The sequence below is a fragment of the Achromobacter sp. SIMBA_011 genome (assembly GCF_046535435.1).
Lineage (GTDB): Bacteria > Pseudomonadota > Gammaproteobacteria > Burkholderiales > Burkholderiaceae_B > Achromobacter > Achromobacter dolens.
In genome coordinates this window covers 293,589-311,529 of sequence record NZ_JAWRWN010000005.1, presented here as the reverse complement: position 1 = coordinate 311,529, position 17,941 = coordinate 293,589, and the positions used below count along the sequence as shown (strand labels likewise).

Annotated in this window: 15 protein-coding genes; 11 read left to right on the top strand and 4 right to left on the bottom strand. The window is 62.0% G+C overall.

Annotated features, from left to right (window positions below; all coding sequences use genetic code 11):
• Positions 1-33: 33 nt before the first annotated feature.
• Genes SB816_RS19665 through SB816_RS19655 form a run of 3 tightly spaced genes read left to right on the top strand, consistent with a single transcriptional unit; the run spans position 34 to position 2,819 of the window.
• Positions 34-1,020 carry a Bug family tripartite tricarboxylate transporter substrate binding protein gene (locus tag SB816_RS19665; RefSeq protein WP_006383841.1) on the top strand — a complete coding sequence of 329 codons (987 nt, stop codon included), beginning with the start codon at positions 34-36 and terminating at the stop codon, positions 1,018-1,020.
• Positions 1,017-1,865, top strand: a complete 849-nt coding sequence (locus tag SB816_RS19660; protein ID WP_232295933.1) for an enoyl-CoA hydratase-related protein — start codon at positions 1,017-1,019, stop codon at positions 1,863-1,865. The genes SB816_RS19665 and SB816_RS19660 overlap by 4 nt, the downstream gene beginning before the upstream one ends.
• A gap of 45 nt (positions 1,866-1,910) precedes the next feature.
• A complete protein-coding gene (locus tag SB816_RS19655) occupies positions 1,911-2,819 on the top strand; it encodes a LysR family transcriptional regulator (RefSeq protein ID WP_269875123.1) in 909 nt (302 codons plus the stop codon).
• Between the two features lie 12 nt (positions 2,820-2,831).
• Here the strand turns inward: SB816_RS19655 and SB816_RS19650 are convergent, their stop codons facing one another.
• The 3 genes from SB816_RS19650 to SB816_RS19640 are packed head-to-tail and all read right to left on the bottom strand — an operon-like array spanning position 2,832 to position 5,435.
• Positions 2,832-4,226, bottom strand: a complete 1,395-nt coding sequence (locus tag SB816_RS19650) for an Asp-tRNA(Asn)/Glu-tRNA(Gln) amidotransferase GatCAB subunit A (RefSeq protein WP_006383838.1) — start codon at positions 4,224-4,226, stop codon at positions 2,832-2,834.
• A complete protein-coding gene (locus SB816_RS19645) occupies positions 4,223-4,492 on the bottom strand; it encodes a hypothetical protein (RefSeq protein ID WP_157140411.1) in 270 nt (89 codons plus the stop codon). Before SB816_RS19645 ends, SB816_RS19650 begins: the two co-directional genes overlap by 4 nt.
• Positions 4,464-5,435, bottom strand: coding sequence for a tripartite tricarboxylate transporter substrate binding protein (locus tag SB816_RS19640; protein ID WP_006383837.1), 972 nt, complete (start codon positions 5,433-5,435; stop codon positions 4,464-4,466). Before SB816_RS19640 ends, SB816_RS19645 begins: the two co-directional genes overlap by 29 nt.
• Positions 5,436-6,051: 616 nt before the next feature.
• Here SB816_RS19640 and SB816_RS19635 point away from each other — a divergent pair.
• From SB816_RS19635 to SB816_RS19610, 6 genes are all read left to right on the top strand, one after another.
• Positions 6,052-7,119, top strand: a complete 1,068-nt coding sequence (locus SB816_RS19635; protein ID WP_262761357.1) for a lactonase family protein — start codon at positions 6,052-6,054, stop codon at positions 7,117-7,119.
• Positions 7,116-8,312, top strand: a complete 1,197-nt coding sequence (prpF, locus tag SB816_RS19630; protein ID WP_006383835.1) for a 2-methylaconitate cis-trans isomerase PrpF — start codon at positions 7,116-7,118, stop codon at positions 8,310-8,312. The genes SB816_RS19635 and prpF overlap by 4 nt, the downstream gene beginning before the upstream one ends.
• A gap of 12 nt (positions 8,313-8,324) precedes the next feature.
• Positions 8,325-10,976: an aconitate hydratase AcnA gene (gene acnA / locus SB816_RS19625; protein WP_006383834.1), complete on the top strand. Its 2,652-nt coding sequence runs from the start codon at positions 8,325-8,327 to the stop codon at positions 10,974-10,976.
• Positions 10,977-11,075: 99 nt separating this feature from the next.
• Complete coding sequence (locus SB816_RS19620; protein WP_006383833.1) at positions 11,076-12,383, top strand: CitMHS family transporter; 1,308 nt, start codon at positions 11,076-11,078, stop codon at positions 12,381-12,383.
• A gap of 69 nt (positions 12,384-12,452) precedes the next feature.
• On the top strand, positions 12,453-13,478 hold the full coding sequence (locus tag SB816_RS19615; RefSeq protein WP_269875120.1) for a Bug family tripartite tricarboxylate transporter substrate binding protein: 1,026 nt from the start codon (positions 12,453-12,455) through the stop codon (positions 13,476-13,478).
• A gap of 58 nt (positions 13,479-13,536) precedes the next feature.
• The gene (locus SB816_RS19610; protein WP_006383831.1) at positions 13,537-14,523 is read left to right on the top strand and encodes a GntR family transcriptional regulator; all 987 of its coding nucleotides are present in this window, start codon (positions 13,537-13,539) and stop codon (positions 14,521-14,523) included.
• Positions 14,524-14,848: 325 nt separating this feature from the next.
• On the opposite strand, the gene SB816_RS19605 is transcribed toward SB816_RS19610, so the two are convergent.
• Positions 14,849-15,748: a LysR family transcriptional regulator gene (locus SB816_RS19605; RefSeq protein ID WP_006383830.1), complete on the bottom strand. Its 900-nt coding sequence runs from the start codon at positions 15,746-15,748 to the stop codon at positions 14,849-14,851.
• A gap of 109 nt (positions 15,749-15,857) precedes the next feature.
• Between SB816_RS19605 and SB816_RS19600 the strand changes: the two genes are divergently transcribed.
• Positions 15,858-16,850: a Bug family tripartite tricarboxylate transporter substrate binding protein gene (locus tag SB816_RS19600; protein WP_410547386.1), complete on the top strand. Its 993-nt coding sequence runs from the start codon at positions 15,858-15,860 to the stop codon at positions 16,848-16,850.
• Between the two features lie 34 nt (positions 16,851-16,884).
• On the top strand, positions 16,885-17,931 hold the full coding sequence (locus tag SB816_RS19595) for an Ldh family oxidoreductase (RefSeq protein WP_006384616.1): 1,047 nt from the start codon (positions 16,885-16,887) through the stop codon (positions 17,929-17,931).
• Positions 17,932-17,941: the final 10 nt, after the last annotated feature.

Here is a 17,941-nt window from a genome sequence, read left to right as displayed (position 1 = left end):
CTACCCCAAAAAGAATTACGAGGAGACATACACATGACGCAAATTCGAGTTTCACAGCGCGCAGCCGCGGCTGCGGCCCTATTGCTGGCATCCGGCTTCGGGACAACGACCGCGACAGCCGAGACGCCTTATCCCAGCAGGCCAGTCACAATCATCGTACCGTTCGCTGCGGGCGGCTCGACGGACGTCCAGGCGCGGCTCGTCGCAAAGAGCCTGCAGGCAGTGATGGGGCAGCCGTTCGTCGTGGAGAACAAGGCGGGCGCATCCGGTTCGATCGGCGCGCGCGCAGCAGCTGCCTCAAAGCCCGATGGATACACGCTCTTGTTCGGTACCACCTCAACCGCGTCGGAGACCGTGCTGAACAAAGAGGCTGGCTTTGACATCAGGACCGACTTCACTCCGATCAGCATGATCACCAACGTCCCTTTCATGATGGCGGTTTCCTGCAGCTCAGGCATCAAGACTCCTGCTGACCTGGTGAAGCGGGCAAAGGAGAACCCTGGAAAGCTCAATTACGCATCCTGGGGCTACGGCAGCACAGGCAACATCATCGGCGAAATGCTCAAGTTGGCCACCAAGACTGACTTGACGCACGTGCCTTACAAAGGCGAGTCGCCCGCTGCGATGAGCGTGATCAGCGGGGAAACCGACCTCGCGTTCCTTTCGCCGGTTCAACTGCCCCAGGTCAAGGCCGGCAAGCTGTGCGCGATCGCCATCACAGGCGGCAAGCGCATGAGTGCACTGCCCGACGTGCCCACCATCGAGGAAGCGGGCATAGAGGGCGTCCACATGCCCATGTGGTCTGGCCTCATGGTGCCTGCAAAAGCATCGAACGACGTGGTCGCCACCCTTTCCCACGCGTTGGACAAGGCCCTGAAATCCGACGACCTGGTCAAGGCCGCCAACAGCATGTCTCTCGAGATCATCGGCAGCTCGCCCGAGGTCTTCAAAGATCAGATCAACGGAGACATCAAGACCGTCACCGACCTATCTCAGAAGACCAAACTTCGCCAGGAATGATCGTCGGTCTCGACGCAGGCCGCAGCCTGCGTCGAGAACTCACCAAAACGGAACATCAGATCATGTACGAATTTTGTAATGTCTCTCACGAAGACAAGTTGTGCATCATAACGATCAATCGCCCTGCAGTACGCAATGCGCTGCATCGGCCAGCGAACCTCGAGCTGCAACAAGCGTTCGACGATTTTCAAAACAACCCTGATCTGAGGGTGGCGATCCTGACCGGCGCAGGCGACGACGCATTCTGCGCAGGTAACGATCTTAAGTACCAAGCAGCCGGCAACGATACGACCTACCCCGAGGCGGGCTTCGGCGGCATCACGGCGAGGTTTGCCATGAACAAGCCCGTCATTGCTGCGGTAAATGGGCTCGCCATGGGTGGGGGGTTCGAGATTGCCCTCGCCTGCGATCTCATCGTAGCGTCTGAGAACGCATTCTTCTCGCTACCCGAGCCCTTGGTGGGACTGGCCGCGATTTGCGGCGGGATACTCCGATTGCCGCAGCAAATCCCGACGAAGCAGGCGATGGGAATCATCCTTACTGGGCGCCGCGTCATGGCGCAAGAAGCCCAGACGCTGGGTTTCGTCAATGAAGTGGTTCCAAGAGGCGAAGCCCTCAACGCCGCCCGCCGCTGGGCGGACCAAATACTGAAATGCTCACCGATGTCCGTGAAGGCGTCGAAAGAGCTGGCCTACAAGGGCATCCAAAACAGCAATCTAGAAGAGATGTACCCCATCCAAAAAGCCTTTCCCGCAGTCAAAGCGCTATACACGAGCCGTGACAGGACCGAAGGCGCAAAGGCGTTCGCTGAAAAACGCGCGCCAGTGTGGACGAACGAGCAGTAGGCTGCAGACCCGATCGGTAGCTGCGCCATCAACAACCAGAATTCTATGGACGCCAAACAGATCCGGCAGTTCATCGTGTTGAGCGAGACCCGCAACTTCAGCGTGGCGGCGCAGAAGCTGCACCTGAGCCAGTCGGCACTTTCCACTTCCATTCGAAAGCTGGAGGAGGAGTTTGACTGCCAGTTGTTCCATCGCACCAGCCGCGGCGTGAACCTGACCGTTGCTGGTCAGGCCGCGGCCGTTGAACTGCGCGCTGCAGCGGTGAGCTTGCGCATGGCCCGGGAAAGAGCCCGCCTCGCCCTGGCGGGCGATGGAAATACGTTGCGACTGGGATTCGTTGGAACTGCCGTCCGAACAGTGTTACCTGAGCTTCTGGCCAGATTCTGCGGTCAGTACCCACAGATCAAACTTGAGCTGCATGAATCCACGAACTCACAGCTGATAGAACGTATCAGGGCAGGCGAGATCGATGCCGGACTCGGCCGACTTCCCACCGAGTCGAATTCCGACCTGGCCTTCACCCACTTGCTGGATGACCATTTAACCATTGCGCTGCCACAAAGCCACCCGCTGGCCGAGAACGAAGAGGTCACGTTGGCGCAGATCGCTCCCTATCCATTCATTCATTACACAGGCGAGGTCCAGGCTGCCTTGGCGCCCTTGATCGACGCCTTGTTTGAAGCGGAAGGCCTGACACCCAATATTACCCACAGGGCCGTTCAGGTGCAGACCGTGATCGTTCTGGTCGAGGCGGGATTGGGGCTATCTCTCGTGCCCGCCAGTCTGGCCAAACGATTTTCCCCGCAAGTCGGCGTCCGAGCCATCTCTGGTATCGAAGCTCCGCGCCTGAACCTGGGCCTTATCAACCTGCGCAAAGGCGAGACGCACCTCTACTCATGCTTCCGGGATTCAGCACTCGGTTGGAAGCAGCAGAGAAGTCAGATGGCCGGATGACAAATTTCGGGATCACGACTCCAACTCGGGAAGTGGCTGCGCCTCCCATCCAGAGAGTTTCTCGATGGCCCGCGCAACCCTGAGCACGAGCGCCTCGTCGAAATATCGACCTACGATTTGGACAGCCATGGGCAGCCCTTGTGACGAAAGCCCGATCGGTACACTGATGGCCGGATGTCCAGTGACATTAAACGCATAGGCTTGCGCGGGCCAGCCGTGCGCCGTCCCCGCCGAAGTAAACGCCGGTGCAGTGTCCAGCGTTACCGCAGTGAGCACCACATCGCAGCGTTCGAAAACAGTGTCCATGCGCGCCGCGAGTTCACGGCGCAAGCGCAAGGCATTCAGATAATCTTCGGAAGATACCGCTGCACCCTGGACCAATCGGGACAACGTAATGTGGCCATAGTCCAGCGGCCGACTGCGCAAGTCTTTGGCGTGGAGCGCAAAAGACTCGGCCGCCAGGATCACCCGCCCTACCGCCACGCATTCTTCATCGTCGGGCAGGCACACCTCGACCATATTGGCTTGTTCCTGCGCCAGCCATTGGCTAGCCCGGTCAAAGCCTCGAAGGAATTCAGCAGACGTCTGGGCAAGATGCTGAAACCGCGAGCGCGCCACGCCGATCCGCAACCCGCGAACTCCGATATCCAGCATCGAGCAATAATCATCTACAGGCTCGTCAGCGCTGCCGGGATCTCTCGGGTCGTGCCCCGCAAGCACCTGTAGCCCGATGGCGGTATCCTCCACACTGCGTGCCAAGGGACCACAGTGGTCCAATGTCCAGGCTAGGGGAAACACGCCGTGTCGCGAGACTCTACCGTAAGTCGGCTTCAGGCCGACGACGCCGCACCATGCGGCCGGAATGCGGATCGAACCACCTGTGCAACTACCTAACGCAAGCCGCGTATAACCGGCCGCGACGGCAGCGCCTGACCCCGACGATGATCCGCCAGGAATATGGCGCAAACTCCACGGGTTACGCGCTGGCGGGAATGGCAGATCAAAACTGGGACCGCCCAAGGCGAATTCATGCGTGGCCAGTTTTCCCAGCACGATCGCGCCGGCATCTTTCAGGCGTTGCACACTCCCCGCATCCTGCTCGGCGATGTGATCCAAACGCAACTTCGAATGGCAGGTCGTCGGTTGACCAGCAAGATCGTAGATGTCTTTGACCGCAACAGGAATTCCGTGCAAGACCGGCAGATTGTCGGCACCCTGTTCGCGACGCCGCAAGTCGCAGGCGCGAGCCTCATTCAAGGCATACTCGCGGTTCAACTGAGTGAACGCATGAATGCGGGTGTCGCAGGCGTTGATTCGGTCAAGCGCAGCCCTGACCAGTTGCTCGGATTTGACGGCGCCAGACCGCAGCGCGCGCGCCATTTCGCTAATGGAAAGTTCCCTGCTCACAACGCCCCTCTCGAACGGGAAATGACAGTGTGGATGCCTGAGAGGCCTTCGCTCTCGACGACGCCGTTGATCAGGGCGCGTTGACGCTGCAACACGGTGAACTCGTGGAGAACCAAATCCATTCTATCCAGTGGCACAACGATGCGCTGTTCAGCAAGCGCATCCAGCAAGCCCTGCAACGACTGCTGATCGCCCTGGCCCACAATGTGGGCTTGCCCTTCACTGTTGGCACGCCCACTACATCCGCTCGATGTTGGCATCTTCAACTACCTTTTTCCACTTGGCCACATCGTCAGCAACGAAACTGCCGGAGTCCGGCACGTTCTTCCAGAACGGCACACTGCCCATGTCCATCAATCGGGCCTTGATTTTCTCGTCGTCCAGGATCACCTTGATCTTGTCATTGATCTTCTGTTGGATCTCCACCGGTGTCCCCTTGGGAACCATGAGCACATTCCAGGCGGTTTCATTGAAGCTCTTCAACAGCTCGGGATTCTGCTCGCTCAGGCTCTGCAACTCGGGCATCAACGGCGAGCGTTCGCCACCACCCATCCCGATACTTTTGACCTTGTTGTCCATGACGAACGGCTTGGCGGTGGACAGCATGTCGAAAGTGATATCGACTTGGCCAGCTACAACACTACTCATCGCGGGCGCTGCACCTTGAAAGGGAACATGCAACAGCTTGATGCCCGTCGCCAGTGTGAAGACTTCAGCAGCCATGTGTGAGGACGTCCCATAGCCGGCGGAGGCGTAGCTGATTTTCTCGGGATTCTGCTTTGCCAGGCTGATCAGATCGTTGACAGAAGAGACCTCCAGACTGTTGCGCGAGAACAGAATCATCGGGCCGCTATTGATCGTCACCACGGCATCCAATTGCTTCAAAAGGTCGTAGCCCGGCGCCTTATAGAGTGCGGCCGAAATGGTCTGGGCGGTCGTACCCATCAGCAGCGTATACCCGTCGGGCTTGGCACTCGTCACATAGCGCGTACCGATGTTCCCACCCGCACCCGATTTGTTCTCGACGACGACGTTGACGCCGAGACTATCGCCAAGCTCCTTCCCGATGATGCGGCCAATAACATCCGTCCCGCCGCCCGGTGGAAACGGGATCACCAATGTGATGGGGCGCTCTGGCCATGCGGCGTGAGCCGGTGCAAGCGCGAGAGTCAACAGCGCACCACAAAAGATTCTGCAAAGTTTTTTCATTTATTCATTTCCCCAAGCGACGGCGTTGATTTCGTTATCGAGTCTGCACAACGGTTCTTTCAAACCATGAGCCGACACTCTAGTGACGCCCCCCCCGAGGCGTCCAATTCAAAAGATTGAATCCACTATCTGCATCCTCGATAGGCACATTGCATGAGGAGCACCCCATAGAGAAAAGGCACGACCATCTAGGAAGACGGCATCTAGTCCAGTGATGCTGCTGGCACGATCCTGGACACCGCAGCCGCGCCCGCCTTCGGCCGGCTGCCGAAAGCATCTCCCCTGCGGCCGAATCGTTGATACCTCCATGAGGCAAATTTCCATTCGCTTGTCCGCAAGAGATTGGTCTGCTTCAACGCAGCCACGGTCAACTGTGCGCGGTTGGGCGAAAACTTGATTCCAACAACTAGAACCTCTTGGACGGTTCGCGCGACAAATTGATTTATCTGTACACATAAGACAGATCTGGAGCCGATCCCCTCATCTAGGGATTTCCCTAGGACTTCGCGAGCAAAGCGGCATTTCTAGCAGCGAAACTCGGAGCAGACCTAAAAGACGGCTTTGCACACGCTCAATTTTCGGATTAATCTAATCACAAAATACATTAGAGAATCCAATGGAGACACAACCAGATCAACGGCGGCCTTCGGGAGCCGTCCTATACACGGGCTGTAGAAGCTCTGCCGCTCGACAGGGCCGAGGCAGGGGTATCGCGGTATTCGCCCTCGCCGGCCCACGCCAGTTGGCTTCGTTGGGCGAGCAGACAACGCCGGAAAACCCGTCCTATCTAGCATTTGGCCTCAGCGGTCGCGTGCTTTATGCCGTGCATGGCGACGGCACGACGGTCAGCGCATACCAGGCAGCGGAGGACGGCGGGCTAGCACCTATCGGCCGGAGGGACTGCGGCGGCAGAAATCCCGTGCATCTGCTGGTAAGCCGATCAGGTCGCTGGCTGATGGTGGCGAACTACGCCACCGGAACCCTCAGCGCGTTGCCCATTCTCGCCGACGGCGCATTGGGGCCCGTTGCGTCGTCGCTCGCCTTGCCCGGAGACGCCGGGCCGCATCGCACGCAGCAAACGGGTGCTCACCCGCACCAGCTTGTCTACCACCCTGCCAGCGACTGGATCGCGGTGCCGGACAAAGGCACGGACGCCATCCATACCGTGCGCATCGACGAGGCAACGGGCGCGTTGCAATGGCAAGGCAACGCGCGCCTACCCGCCGGCAGCGGCCCTCGTCACCTCGTTTTCAGCCCCGACGGCGCCACTGCATGGATCACGCTGGAACTGTCCAGCCAGGTTCTTGCCGCCGCCGTATGCCCCGACAGCGGCACGTTCACCCCCACGCAGCGGCTGTCGACCCTGCCGGACACCTACACGGGCGACAACACCGCCGCCGGCATTGTGTTGCTGTCCGATGACCGACTGTTTGTTTCCAACCGAGGCCACGGCAGCGTCGTTGCGTTCAGCGTCCAAGGGAGCCGAATGACTTCCCCACGCTGGTACCTCACGCACGGCACGATTCCTCGCTTCATTACGGCGACGCCTGATCAGCAGCGCCTGTTGGTCGCCAACGAAGACAGCGATGTCATCGAGTGCCTGGATGGTACCGGCCCACTTCAACCGATCGTTCATACCGGCAGCCCAGTCTGCATCGTATTCAAGCCCGGAGTTTCAGCATGACCCAGCCCCCCCTTCCCCGCCAAGCCCCAATCCGCGCCACTTACATGCGCGGCGGCACCAGCAAAGGCGTGTTCTTCACGCTTGACGACCTGCCTGATTGCGCGCGTCACCCCGGCGCGTCCCGCGACGCGCTGATGCTGCGTGTAATCGGCAGCCCAGACCCCTATGGCAAACAGATTGACGGAATGGGCGCAGCGACCTCAAGCACCAGCAAAGTCGTGATCGTCAGCCGCAGCGAGCGCGACGACTGCGATGTGGACTATCTGTTCGGCGCCGTCGCCATCGAAGGTGCGGTGGTCGACTGGAGCGGCAATTGCGGCAACCTCACCTCGGCCGTCGGCCCGTTCGCGATCCAGCGCGGGCTGGTCGATGCCCCAGCCGAGGGTTGGGCCACGGTTCGCATCTGGCAAGCGAATATCCAGAAACGAATCGTGGCGCACGTTCCCGTCAGTGGAGGCCAAGTGGTGGAACTGGGTGACTTCACGCTGGACGGCGTGACGTTCCCCGCTGCGCAGGTCAAGCTCGAGTTCCTGGATCCCGGCGCCGATGCCGATAGCGAAGGCGGCGCCATGTTCCCCACGGGCAACCGTATCGATACCTTGCGAGTGCCCGGGGTTGGCGATGTACAGGCAACGCTGATCAATGCCGGCAACCCGACGATCTTCGTCGCCGCCTCGGCGCTCGGTTTGCAGGGCAACGAATTGCAGGAGGACGTCAACAACAACGCCGGACTGTTGGCCCGCTGCGAAGCGATCCGTGCACATGCCACGGTTGCGATGGGCCTGGCCGCCAGCGCTCAGGAAGCGACCGAGAAGCGCCCACACACGCCAAAACTCGCCTTCGTCGCCAAGCCCACAGGCTACATCGCGTCCGATGGCAAACCCGTCGATACCGCATCCATCGACATCTGCGCTCGAATCCTGTCAATGGGCAAGCTGCACCACGCCATGACGGGAACCGGCGCCGTTGCCATCGCGGTTGCCGCTTCCATTCCCGGCACTCAGGTGTCAGAACTGTTGGGCAACACCGCCCGTGCGGAGATTCGTTTTGGGCATCCGTCCGGCACCTTGAACGTCGGCGCACAGGCGGCGCAACACGACGGCGAATGGGTCGTGGAAAAAGCCTTGATGAGCCGGTCAGCCCGTCGCCTGATGGACGGCCAGGTCTACGTGCCCGAATCCCTTGTTCTGTAATTACCACGCATCATGAACGATCTTCCTATTCTGCCGCTGGCCGGCCGCACGATTCGCTACGTCCCGATCGCCAGCTTGCCCGGTGTGGAGCGGCTTCCCTTTTCCCTGCGCATCCTGCTTGAAAATCTGGCGCGACAAGCGCGCCAGGGGCTGGACACCGCGTCCGAGATGTCCGCGCTGTTGAATCGCGACACCGGGGCCGGACTTACCTTCTACCCAGCGCGCGTATTCGGCCAGGACATCCTTGGCCAGGTCATGCTGGTCGACATGGCGGGGCTGCGGGATGCCGTCGCCGATGCTGGCGGCGACGCCAGCGCGGTGCGCCCCAAGGTGCCGGTGGACGTCATCATTGACCACTCGCTGCAGGTGGACCGCTGGGCCAGCGCCGACGCGCGCCAGGTCAACCTGGACAAAGAGTACGAACGCAATGGCGAGCGCTTCGCGTTCTTGCGCTGGTGCAGCAGCAGCTTCGAAGGCGTGCGTATCGTGCCGCCGGGCAAAGGAATCATGCATCAGATCCACCTTGAAAACATCGGGCAGGTGGTTCGCATCGAAACGCAGCAAGGCGAGGAATTGGCCATTCCCGATACCTGTGTCGGCACCGACAGCCATACGCCCATGATCAACGGCCTGGGCATCCTGGGCTGGGGCGTGGGCGGCATCGAAGCAGAAGCCGTGATGGTCGGAAAGCCAGTTGCGCTGGCGTTGCCCGAAGTGGTAGGCGTTGAGGTGCGCGGCCAACTGCGCGAAGGTGTCATGCCCACGGATCTTGTACTGGCCATCACGCAGCAGATGCGCAAGATCGGGGTGGTAGGCCAGTTCGTCGAGTTCTTCGGCAACGGCCTCGAAACCCTGTCCCTAGGCGACCGGGGGATGATCGCAAATATGGCACCGGAATACGGCGCCACGGCGGTTTACTTTCCCATCGACCACCGCACCCTCTCCTACCTGCGCATGACAGGCCGCGACGAATCCCAACTGGAACTGGTGGAGGCCTATGCCAAGGCGCAGGCCCTCTGGCGCGATGCCGCCACGCCGGCGCCGGTCTTCGACCGTGTCATCACCATCGTGCTGGACGACATCGCTCCGTGTCTTGCCGGCCCGCGCAACCCCGAAGATCGCGTGCTGTTGGGCGAGGCGAGGCGCGCGTTCGAACAGCATCACATCGACATCGCCGGGATACCCGTGGATGACCGTCGTAAGGTGGTCGTACAGGGCGCGGACTACGCGCTGCACGACGGCGCCGTCGTCATTGCAGCCATCACCAGTTGCACCAACACGGCCAACCCAGTCAACATGATGGCGGCTGGCCTGGTGGCGAAGAAAGCCGTTGCTTTGGGACTGCGCACGCAGCCATGGGTAAAGACATCACTCGTGCCCGGCAGCCATGTGACCGCCGCGGTGCTGGAAAAGGCCGGTTTGCAAAACGCCCTGGATACCCTGGGCTTTCACGTCGCAGGCTTTGGCTGCACAACGTGCAACGGTGGCTCCGGCCCGCTGCCCCAGCCCATCGCAGAAGCCATCGAACGTGAAAAGCTGGTAGCCACCGCCGTGTTGTCCGGCAATCGGAATTTTGAAGGCCGAATCCATCCCAATGTGCGCGCCGCCTACCTGGCCTCGCCCGCCCTGGTCGTCGTATATGCGCTGACCGGCACGCTGCTGCGCGACGTCACCACCGACCCCATCGGGGTGGATAAGGTCGGCAACCCTGTGTACCTGCGAGACGTGTGGCCCACCGCCGCGGAGATTGCCGCGCTGGTGGACACCACGTACGAACCGGAAATCTTCCGCGCAAAATACGCGGATCTTTTCGACGGCGGCCCGCAGTGGGATGCGCTGTCGGGTACGGCCAGCGAACGTTTCAACTGGCAGCCCGACAGCACCTACATCCGCCAGCCCCCGTACTTCGACGGGCTGCGTGCGCAACCTTCTCCGGTGTCCGACATTATCGGCATGAGGCCGCTCGCCATCCTTGGCGACTCCGTCACCACGGATCATATTTCGCCCTCTGGCGCGATCAGCCTGGGCACGCCCGCCGCCGATTTCTTGCTGGCCAAAGGCGTGCAAAAGGCGGACTTCAACAACTACACCACGCGTCGCGGCAACCATGACGTCGCTGTGCGTGCCACGTTCGCGAACATCCGGTTGCGCAATCGTATCGTTCCCGGCGTCGAAGGCGGCTATACACGCCTGATGCCCGAAGGCGAGCAAATGCGGATCTTCGAGGCGGCAGAGGCCTATCTGCAACGGAAAACGCCGCTTACCGTGATTGCAGGCCGCAACTACGGGTGCGGTTCATCGCGCGACTGGGCGGCCAAGGGCGTGGCATTGCTCGGCGTGAAGACCGTGATCGCCGAAAGCTTCGAACGCATCCATCGCACCAATCTCGTGGGCATGGGCATACTGCCCTTGCAGTTCGAACCTGGCACCACAGCCGATTCGCTGGCGCTTGACGGCTCTGAAACGATTGATGTCCTGGGCTTGACCGAACAACTAGCTGTTGGGGATCGTGTCAAGGCCGCCATTCACCGAGCTGACGGCACCACGACCACAATTGCGCTGATCGTGCGGCTGGACACGACCGAGGACGTCGATTACTGGCGCCATGGCGGAATCATGCCCCTCGTCTGGCGAGACTACTTGCACCAAAACAGCCAACCCTAACCCCCTCCCCGCGGCGCGAAAGGCTCGCCCGGCATCGACCGGGCGGGGCATCGTTCGCCCTGCAATTCGATAACCATAACAAAGCCAGGAGACAAACCCATGCTTACCCTGCTTGCCTACGGGATGATCATCGCGTTCATGGCGCTCATCATGAGCGGACGTGCTACCGCCCTGATCGCCTTGATCACTGTTCCCATTCTGTTCGCCCTGCTTGGCGGCTTTGGCCCAGAGATCGGCCCGATGGTCATGAGCGGCCTGCGCGCCATTGCACCGACCGGCGTCTTGCTCATGTTTGCCATTCTGTACTTCGGCCTGATGATCGACGTGGGGCTGTTCGACCCTCTCATTCGCGCCATCGTACGCGTCTGCCAGGGCGACCCCATGCGGGTGATCGTCGGCTCTACCCTGCTCGTGCTGTTGGTGTCGCTGGATGGCGATGGCTCAACAACCTACCTGCTGTGCCTGACAGCCATGTTGCCCTTGCACCGCCAATTGGGGATCAATCCGCTGATCCTGCCCTGCCTGGCGATGCTGAGCAACAGCATCATGAACATCTCCCCCTGGGGCGGCCCGACAGCACGCGTCATGAGCGCGCTTCATCTGGATGCCTCTCAAGTCTTCCTTCCGCTGATTCCGGGCATGATCGCCGCGTCCGCCGTGACGCTGGGCATTGCATGGTGGTTTGGTCGCCGGGAACGCGCCCGGCTCAAGACCATTCAATGGCGCGACGCCGCGCCGGTCATGGAATCTCCGCTGGGCGGCAACGTGCAGCTGTCCAGCCATCCTCGCAGCAAGCCGCTGATGATGTTCAACCTGATCCTGACCTGCGCGCTGATGGTCGGGCTGGTAGTCGGTGCACTGCCATTGCCGCTGCTGTTCATGGGCGCGTTCGCGATCGCGATCTCGGTGAACTTCCCGTCGCTGCAAGACCAAAAAGAGCGCATGGCAGCACACTCAGCAAGTGTGGTTGCCGTGGTTTCCGTGATTTTTGCCGCAGGGATCTTCACCGGCATCCTGTCGGGCACGAAGATGACTGACGCCATCGCCCAAAGTGTGATCGGCATCATCCCGGAGTCGGCGGGCAATTTCCTTCCGCTGATCACGGCGCTGCTCAGCGCACCGATGACTTTCTTCCTGTCGAACGACGCCTTCTATTTCGGTGTCGTTCCGATCCTGGCCGAGGCGGGCAAGGCCTACGGCATCGCGCCCGAGATCATCGCGCGCGCTTCGTTGCTGGGGCAGCCGGTCCACCAATTAAGTCCACTGGTGGCCGCGAACTACGTACTGATAGGCATCGCGGGCGTGGAGTTCGGCGCGCACCAGCGGTTCACGTGGAAATGGGCAGTGCTGCTGGCGCTGGTGATGATTGCCGTGGCCGGTTTGATCGGCGTGGTGCCGCTGTACTAACGCGCAGCAGCCAAGCCCAGACTGAAGTACATAACGGAAGCACATTACAAAACAACTGAGGAGACAACCATGGACATTCACATGGCTACTAAGTATCACATTCAAAACGAATCCCGGCGCCGCGCGATGCGATCCTTATCGGGCCTGGCCATGGCGGCGCTGTCCCTGCCGCTGTCCCGGGTCAGCTTGGCGGCGGGCCAGTATCCCGAAAAGGCCATTTCGCTCATCGTTCCGCAACCCGTCGGCGGCGATGCGGACGCCGTGTGTCGGCTGCTGCAACCCCTTTGGCAAAAGGCGCTGGGCCAGTCCGTGATCGTAGACAATCGCGCCGGGGCCGCGGGCAACATCGGCACAGCCGCCGGATCCCGTGCGCCGAGTGATGGTTACACGCTGACGTTTGTGAACCAGGGAACGATGACCATCAACCCGTTTCTATACAAGGACCCCGGCTATCACGTGGCAGACCTCGCTCCCGTGAGCCTCATGACGTCGATTGATCTCATCATCTGCGCGCATCCGTCAGTACCCGCCGCGAACCTTGCCCAGTTCCTGGCGCTTGCCCGCAAACAGCCTGGCGGCTTCACCTACGGCACTGCCGGCAATGGCAGTGCCAATCACCTTGCAGGAGAGATGCTCAAATCCATGGCGGGAGTCGATCTCGTTCATGTGCCCTATCGAGGCGGCGGCCCGGCAATGATCGGTGTTTTGGGCGGCGAGATATCCACGGTCGTTGCCTTTCCGTTGGCCGCGTTGCCGCACATACGCTCTGGCAAGCTGAAGGCCTTGGCCATTACCAGCAGCCAGCGCAACCCCGCTCTGCCGGACGTTCCCACGGTCGCTGAAAGCGGCGTGCCGGGATATGAATTCACGTCGTGGATGGGCCTGGTCGCGCCCAAAGGGACACCCGTGGACCGGATTGAAACTGTGGCCGACGCCACGCGGCAAGCGATGGGAGATCCATCGGTCCGTCAGCGCCTGAACGACGCAATGACCACGCCTGTTGCGGGCGGGCCGCAAGCGCTACGCGAAATTATCAATAAGGATTCGGAAAAGATGTCCGCGCTGATATCCAAGTTCCAGCTCAAAATCGACTGATACTCGCAACGGCGGCCGCTACGCCGCTTCATCGACGGCGACGCGCTAGAATCCTGCCATGGAGAAGACGAAGGAACTTACCTCGGTACAAGCCCGCGTCGTCCGCGAGATCGTCGCACTAGTGCGCCGTGAAAAGCGCGAGGCGGGGAGCCCTCTTGCAGAAGTCGCGCTTGCGGAAGCGATCGGTACGTCGCGAAGCCCCGTACAAGTTGCCTTGCGGCATCTGTCGGAGCTGGGCCTCGTGCACCGGGACGCCAACCGCCGCTTCGTGCTGACACGCGCTGCGCAGGACCTGGAAGAAGAGGCGCGGACCTTGCTTGCAGAGCCAGACGATCCTCTCTACGACAGGATCGCCCGCGCACGGCAAGCGGGGGAACTGCCTGACGAGGTCAGTGAAGCTCAGTTGATGAGGCTATTCGGCGTCGCGCGCAGCACTCTGCGAAAGGTACTTTCCCGGATAGCAAAAGAGGGGTGGGTGGAACAGCGGGTCGGTAACGGTTGGTTGTTCCTACCTATGATCGACTCCCCACAGGCCTACGAAGAGAGCTATTTGTTCCGGCAGTCGATAGAACCAGCCGCGATTCTGAGCCCGTGGTTTACAGCAGATCGAAACGAGCTCCAAGGCTTGATCCGAGAACAGCGTTTCATCGTTGACGGTGGCTATCAAACGATGACTGCAATTGAGCTCTTTGAAGCAAACTGCCACTTCCATGAAACCCTAGCAAAATGGTCTGGCAACCGATTTGTCCTGCAGACGATTCAACGACTAAATGAACTTCGCCGCCTGGTAGAGTATCGCCAGGCCAGTGCGCGTACGCCACGGCGCACCCAAGCAGAAGAGCATCTGGCCATTCTCGCCGCGATTCAAACGCAGGATCTTATAGAAGCTGCCGGCCTGATGCGCAAACATCTCGAGGATGCCAGACGCGCGAAGGTCTACGGACAGAGCGGGTTCTCTGCCAAAGAGGTCCAGGACCGGCAAAATAGTGTCTTAGCGCTTCAAGGGATGGAAGATTCCACGGCTTCCACGCAAGAAAGGTCTTGATCCGCATCGCATTGCGGATCGCATATGGCTCCATGCTGGGGGCCTGACCAGCATCGATATGACTTTTTGAGTCTCCGCAGACGGCCGCCAAGGTCAGCTCGCGGCCAAGAGCGAACGGCCATCTCAGTTTTTTATTTATAGGCTCGCCCGCGCCGCCCGAGGCAATCAGATTGCCGTCACGTCTCCAAACTCCTGCCCATCTCGGCATGGCGCAGCCGTCCCTACACGCTCAGAGAGTGGACGACGCCCAGCGACCAACGGCTTTCCCGTTCGGACCTTTGAAGCCATATCGGAATCGGCAGATCAGGCCGCCATTAGAGGGCCATTACTTTTGGCGCGCTCCTACTCGTTGCGCCAGAAGGTCGTAGAACAGCCGCGCGACTGGATTCAAGGTCTTACCGCGCGGATGGATCAGGCCGATCGTGCGGCTCACGGCTGGATTGCGCAGCGGCAGGCTGACCAGGGTGCCATGATTCTCATCCGGCATCGCCAGGCGCGGCACCACGCCCACGCCCAGGCCCGCCTCCACCATGCTGACCAGCGCCGGCACGTGCTGCACCTCGCAGAAATGGCGCGGCCGGCTGCCGCTGTGCACCAGCGCCTGGTCCATCAGGAAACGATTGCCGCTGCCCTGCGCCAGGGTGATGTACGGATGCTCCTCCAGGTCGGTCCAATCCACCGACTTGCGTTTGGCCAGCGGATGCTTGCGGTTCACCGCCGCCACGAACGGCTCTTCCAGCAACGGCTTGAACTCGATCTCTGCGTCGTTGGCGCCGATGTAGGTCAGGCCGAAATCCGCGTCGCCGCGCGCCACCGCCGTCAGCACCAGCGAGGACGACTCGTCGATGATGCGGATGCGGATGCGCGGATAACTGGCGTGGTATTCGCGGATCACATCCGGCAGGAAATACGCCACCGCGGAAGGCACGCAGGCAATCGTCACCATGCCCGACAGCCGCTCAGCCACGTCGCGGATGCCGACCAACGCGCTCTCCAGCTCATTCAGCACGCTGCGGGCGCGCGGCACGAAGCCGCGGCCGATGGTGGTCAGCTCGACCTTGCGCGTTGTGCGCGTCATCAGTTGCACGCCCAGCGCCGCCTCCAGCTTGTCCACGCGGCGCGACAGCGCCGACTGTGACAGGTGCAGCGCCTCGGACGCCGCGCGAAAACTGCCCAGGTCGGCCACCGCCAGGAAGGCGCGCAGATCGGCAAGATCGAAATTCATGCGTTTTCATCAAGAATTGAACGAATTTTTGCACTTTACTCGATTCCGAGGGCGGGGCACGATGTCTCCCAGCCGCAACCAATAGCGGCCCGAACAGGAGACCTCACCCATGAAGCCGTTACGGAGAGCCTGCCTGCGCACCGCGCTGGCACTGGCCGCCGCCCCCTTGTTGTCGTCCGCCCCCTTCTCGGCCCACGCCGACGCCTGGCCGCAACGCCCGATTCGGCTGCTGGTGCCCTACGGCCCCGGCGGCAGTTCCGACGTGGTGGCGCGCGCCGTCGCCGTGGAGATGTCGCGTGACCTGGGCCAGCAGGTCATCGTCGAGAACAAGGGCGGAGGCCAGGGCAGCATCGCCACCGTGGAAGCGGCGCGCGCCCGGCCCGACGGCTACACGCTGATCCTAGGCCACGTCGGCACCCTGGCGGTGAATCCGACCATGATGCCCAACCTGTCGTATGACCCGCGCCGCGACTTCGCCCCGATCATCCTGCTGGCCAAGCTGCCCATGGTATTCGCCGTGGGCGCCAAGGTGCCGGCCACCACCCTGCCCGAATTCGCGGCGCTGGCGCGCGCCAAACCGGGCGTCCTGAACTACGGCTCGGCCGGCAACGGCAGCGCCGGCCACCTGGCCTTCGAAATGCTCAAGACCGCCGCCGCCATCGACGTGGTGCACGTGCCGTACAAGGGCACCGGCGCCCAGGTCACCGACCTACTGGCCGGCAACATCGATGCCGCCGCGGCCGGCATCCCCGGCCTGTTGCCGCACTCGCAGGCCGGCAAGATCAAGATCGTGGCCGTCGGCTCGGCCCAGCGCCTGCCGATCCTGCCGGACGTGTCCACCGTGGCCGAGCAGGGCTACCCCGGCTTCGAAAGCTCCCAATGGTTCGGCCTGCTGGCCCCGGCCGGCACGCCGCCGCAGGCCATCGCACGGCTGCAGGCCGCCGCCCAGCGCGCCCTGCAGACCGACGCCGTGCGCCAGCGCCTGGCCCACGACGCCGCCGAACCGTCCGGCGCCGGGCCCGCCGAATTCGCCGCCTTCATCGACGCCGAAGAGCGCCGCTGGAACAAGGTGGTGAAAGACGCGCGTCTTTCCGCCGAATAAGCCCCTCTCTTATTTCACACAAGGATTGCTGATCATGGCCGCCACCGCTGGCTCCCCCTATCTCGTCCCGGAAACCGAACTGCGCGCCCTGGGCGTGCGCGCCTTCGAAGGCCTGGGCCTGCCGCGCCAGGACGCCGTCGACGTGGTCGACATCCTGGTGCTGGCCGACCTGTTCGGCCTGTCGACCCACGGCCTGTCGCGCATCGAATCGTATGGCGAACGCCTGCAGGTCGGCGGCATCAACCACCAGGCCCGCATCCGCGTGGACAGCCCCGCCCCCGCGCTGCGCCTGGTCGATGGCGACAACGGCGTCGGCCCGCTGGTCGGCATGCACGCGCTGCGCGCCGCCATGCAGGCCGCCAGCGAATGCGGCGTGGGCCTAGCATTCGCCCGCCAGAGCAACCACTTCGGCCCGATCTCGCCCTACGGCCTGATCGCCGCCGAGGCCGGCTACGCCAGCATCATCGGCAGCAACGCCACCACCACCATCGCCCCCTGGGGCGGCACCGACGCGCGCGTCGGCAACAGCCCCATCGGCTTTGCCGTCCCCAACCCGGACGGCGCCCACTTCCTGCTCGACATGGCGATGAGCGTGGTGGCCCGCGCAAAGATCCGAAACGCCCTGAAGGCGGGCCAGGCCATCCCCGACACCTGGGCCACCGACGCCCAAGGCCAGCCCACCACTGACCCCAAGCAGGCCCTGGACGGCTTCTTGCTGCCGATCGGCGGCCACAAGGGCTACGGCCTGGCCCTGATGGTGGACCTGTTCGCGGGCCTGCTGTCCAACGCCGCCTACCTCACTCACGTCAAATCCTGGGTCGACGCGCCCGACAAACCGCAGAACCTGGGTCACTTTTTCCTGCTGATCGACACCCGCCGCCTGGGCTCGACGCAATGGCTGGCCGAACGCATGAACGACTTCGCCGCCATCCTGCACGCCAGCCCGACCGCCGACCCGGCCCGCCCCGTGATCCAGCCCGGCGAGATCGAACTGGCCAAGCTGGCGCGCCAGCGCGCCCACGGCATCGAAGTCGCCGCAGACGTCCTGGCGCTGCTGCGCCAACACGCCGGCCAGGGCTGAGCCGGCATTC

Bases quoted from the DNA above. Each gene is read 5' to 3' on its own strand.
- SB816_RS19595 (WP_006384616.1), top strand. From the start codon at position 16,885: ATGGCCGCCACCGCTGGCTCCCCCTATCTCGTCCCGGAAACCGAACTG.
- SB816_RS19640 (WP_006383837.1), bottom strand. From the start codon at position 5,435: ATGAAAAAACTTTGCAGAATCTTTTGTGGTGCGCTGTTGACTCTCGCG.
- SB816_RS19610 (WP_006383831.1), top strand. From the start codon at position 13,537: ATGGAGAAGACGAAGGAACTTACCTCGGTACAAGCCCGCGTCGTCCGC.
- prpF (WP_006383835.1), top strand. From the start codon at position 7,116: ATGACCCAGCCCCCCCTTCCCCGCCAAGCCCCAATCCGCGCCACTTAC.
- SB816_RS19665 (WP_006383841.1), top strand. From the start codon at position 34: ATGACGCAAATTCGAGTTTCACAGCGCGCAGCCGCGGCTGCGGCCCTA.
- SB816_RS19620 (WP_006383833.1), top strand. From the start codon at position 11,076: ATGCTTACCCTGCTTGCCTACGGGATGATCATCGCGTTCATGGCGCTC.
- SB816_RS19600 (WP_410547386.1), top strand. From the start codon at position 15,858: ATGAAGCCGTTACGGAGAGCCTGCCTGCGCACCGCGCTGGCACTGGCC.
- SB816_RS19660 (WP_232295933.1), top strand. From the start codon at position 1,017: ATGATCGTCGGTCTCGACGCAGGCCGCAGCCTGCGTCGAGAACTCACC.
- SB816_RS19605 (WP_006383830.1), bottom strand. From the start codon at position 15,748: ATGAATTTCGATCTTGCCGATCTGCGCGCCTTCCTGGCGGTGGCCGAC.
- SB816_RS19655 (WP_269875123.1), top strand. From the start codon at position 1,911: ATGGACGCCAAACAGATCCGGCAGTTCATCGTGTTGAGCGAGACCCGC.
- SB816_RS19615 (WP_269875120.1), top strand. From the start codon at position 12,453: ATGGACATTCACATGGCTACTAAGTATCACATTCAAAACGAATCCCGG.
- SB816_RS19635 (WP_262761357.1), top strand. From the start codon at position 6,052: ATGGAGACACAACCAGATCAACGGCGGCCTTCGGGAGCCGTCCTATAC.
- acnA (WP_006383834.1), top strand. From the start codon at position 8,325: ATGAACGATCTTCCTATTCTGCCGCTGGCCGGCCGCACGATTCGCTAC.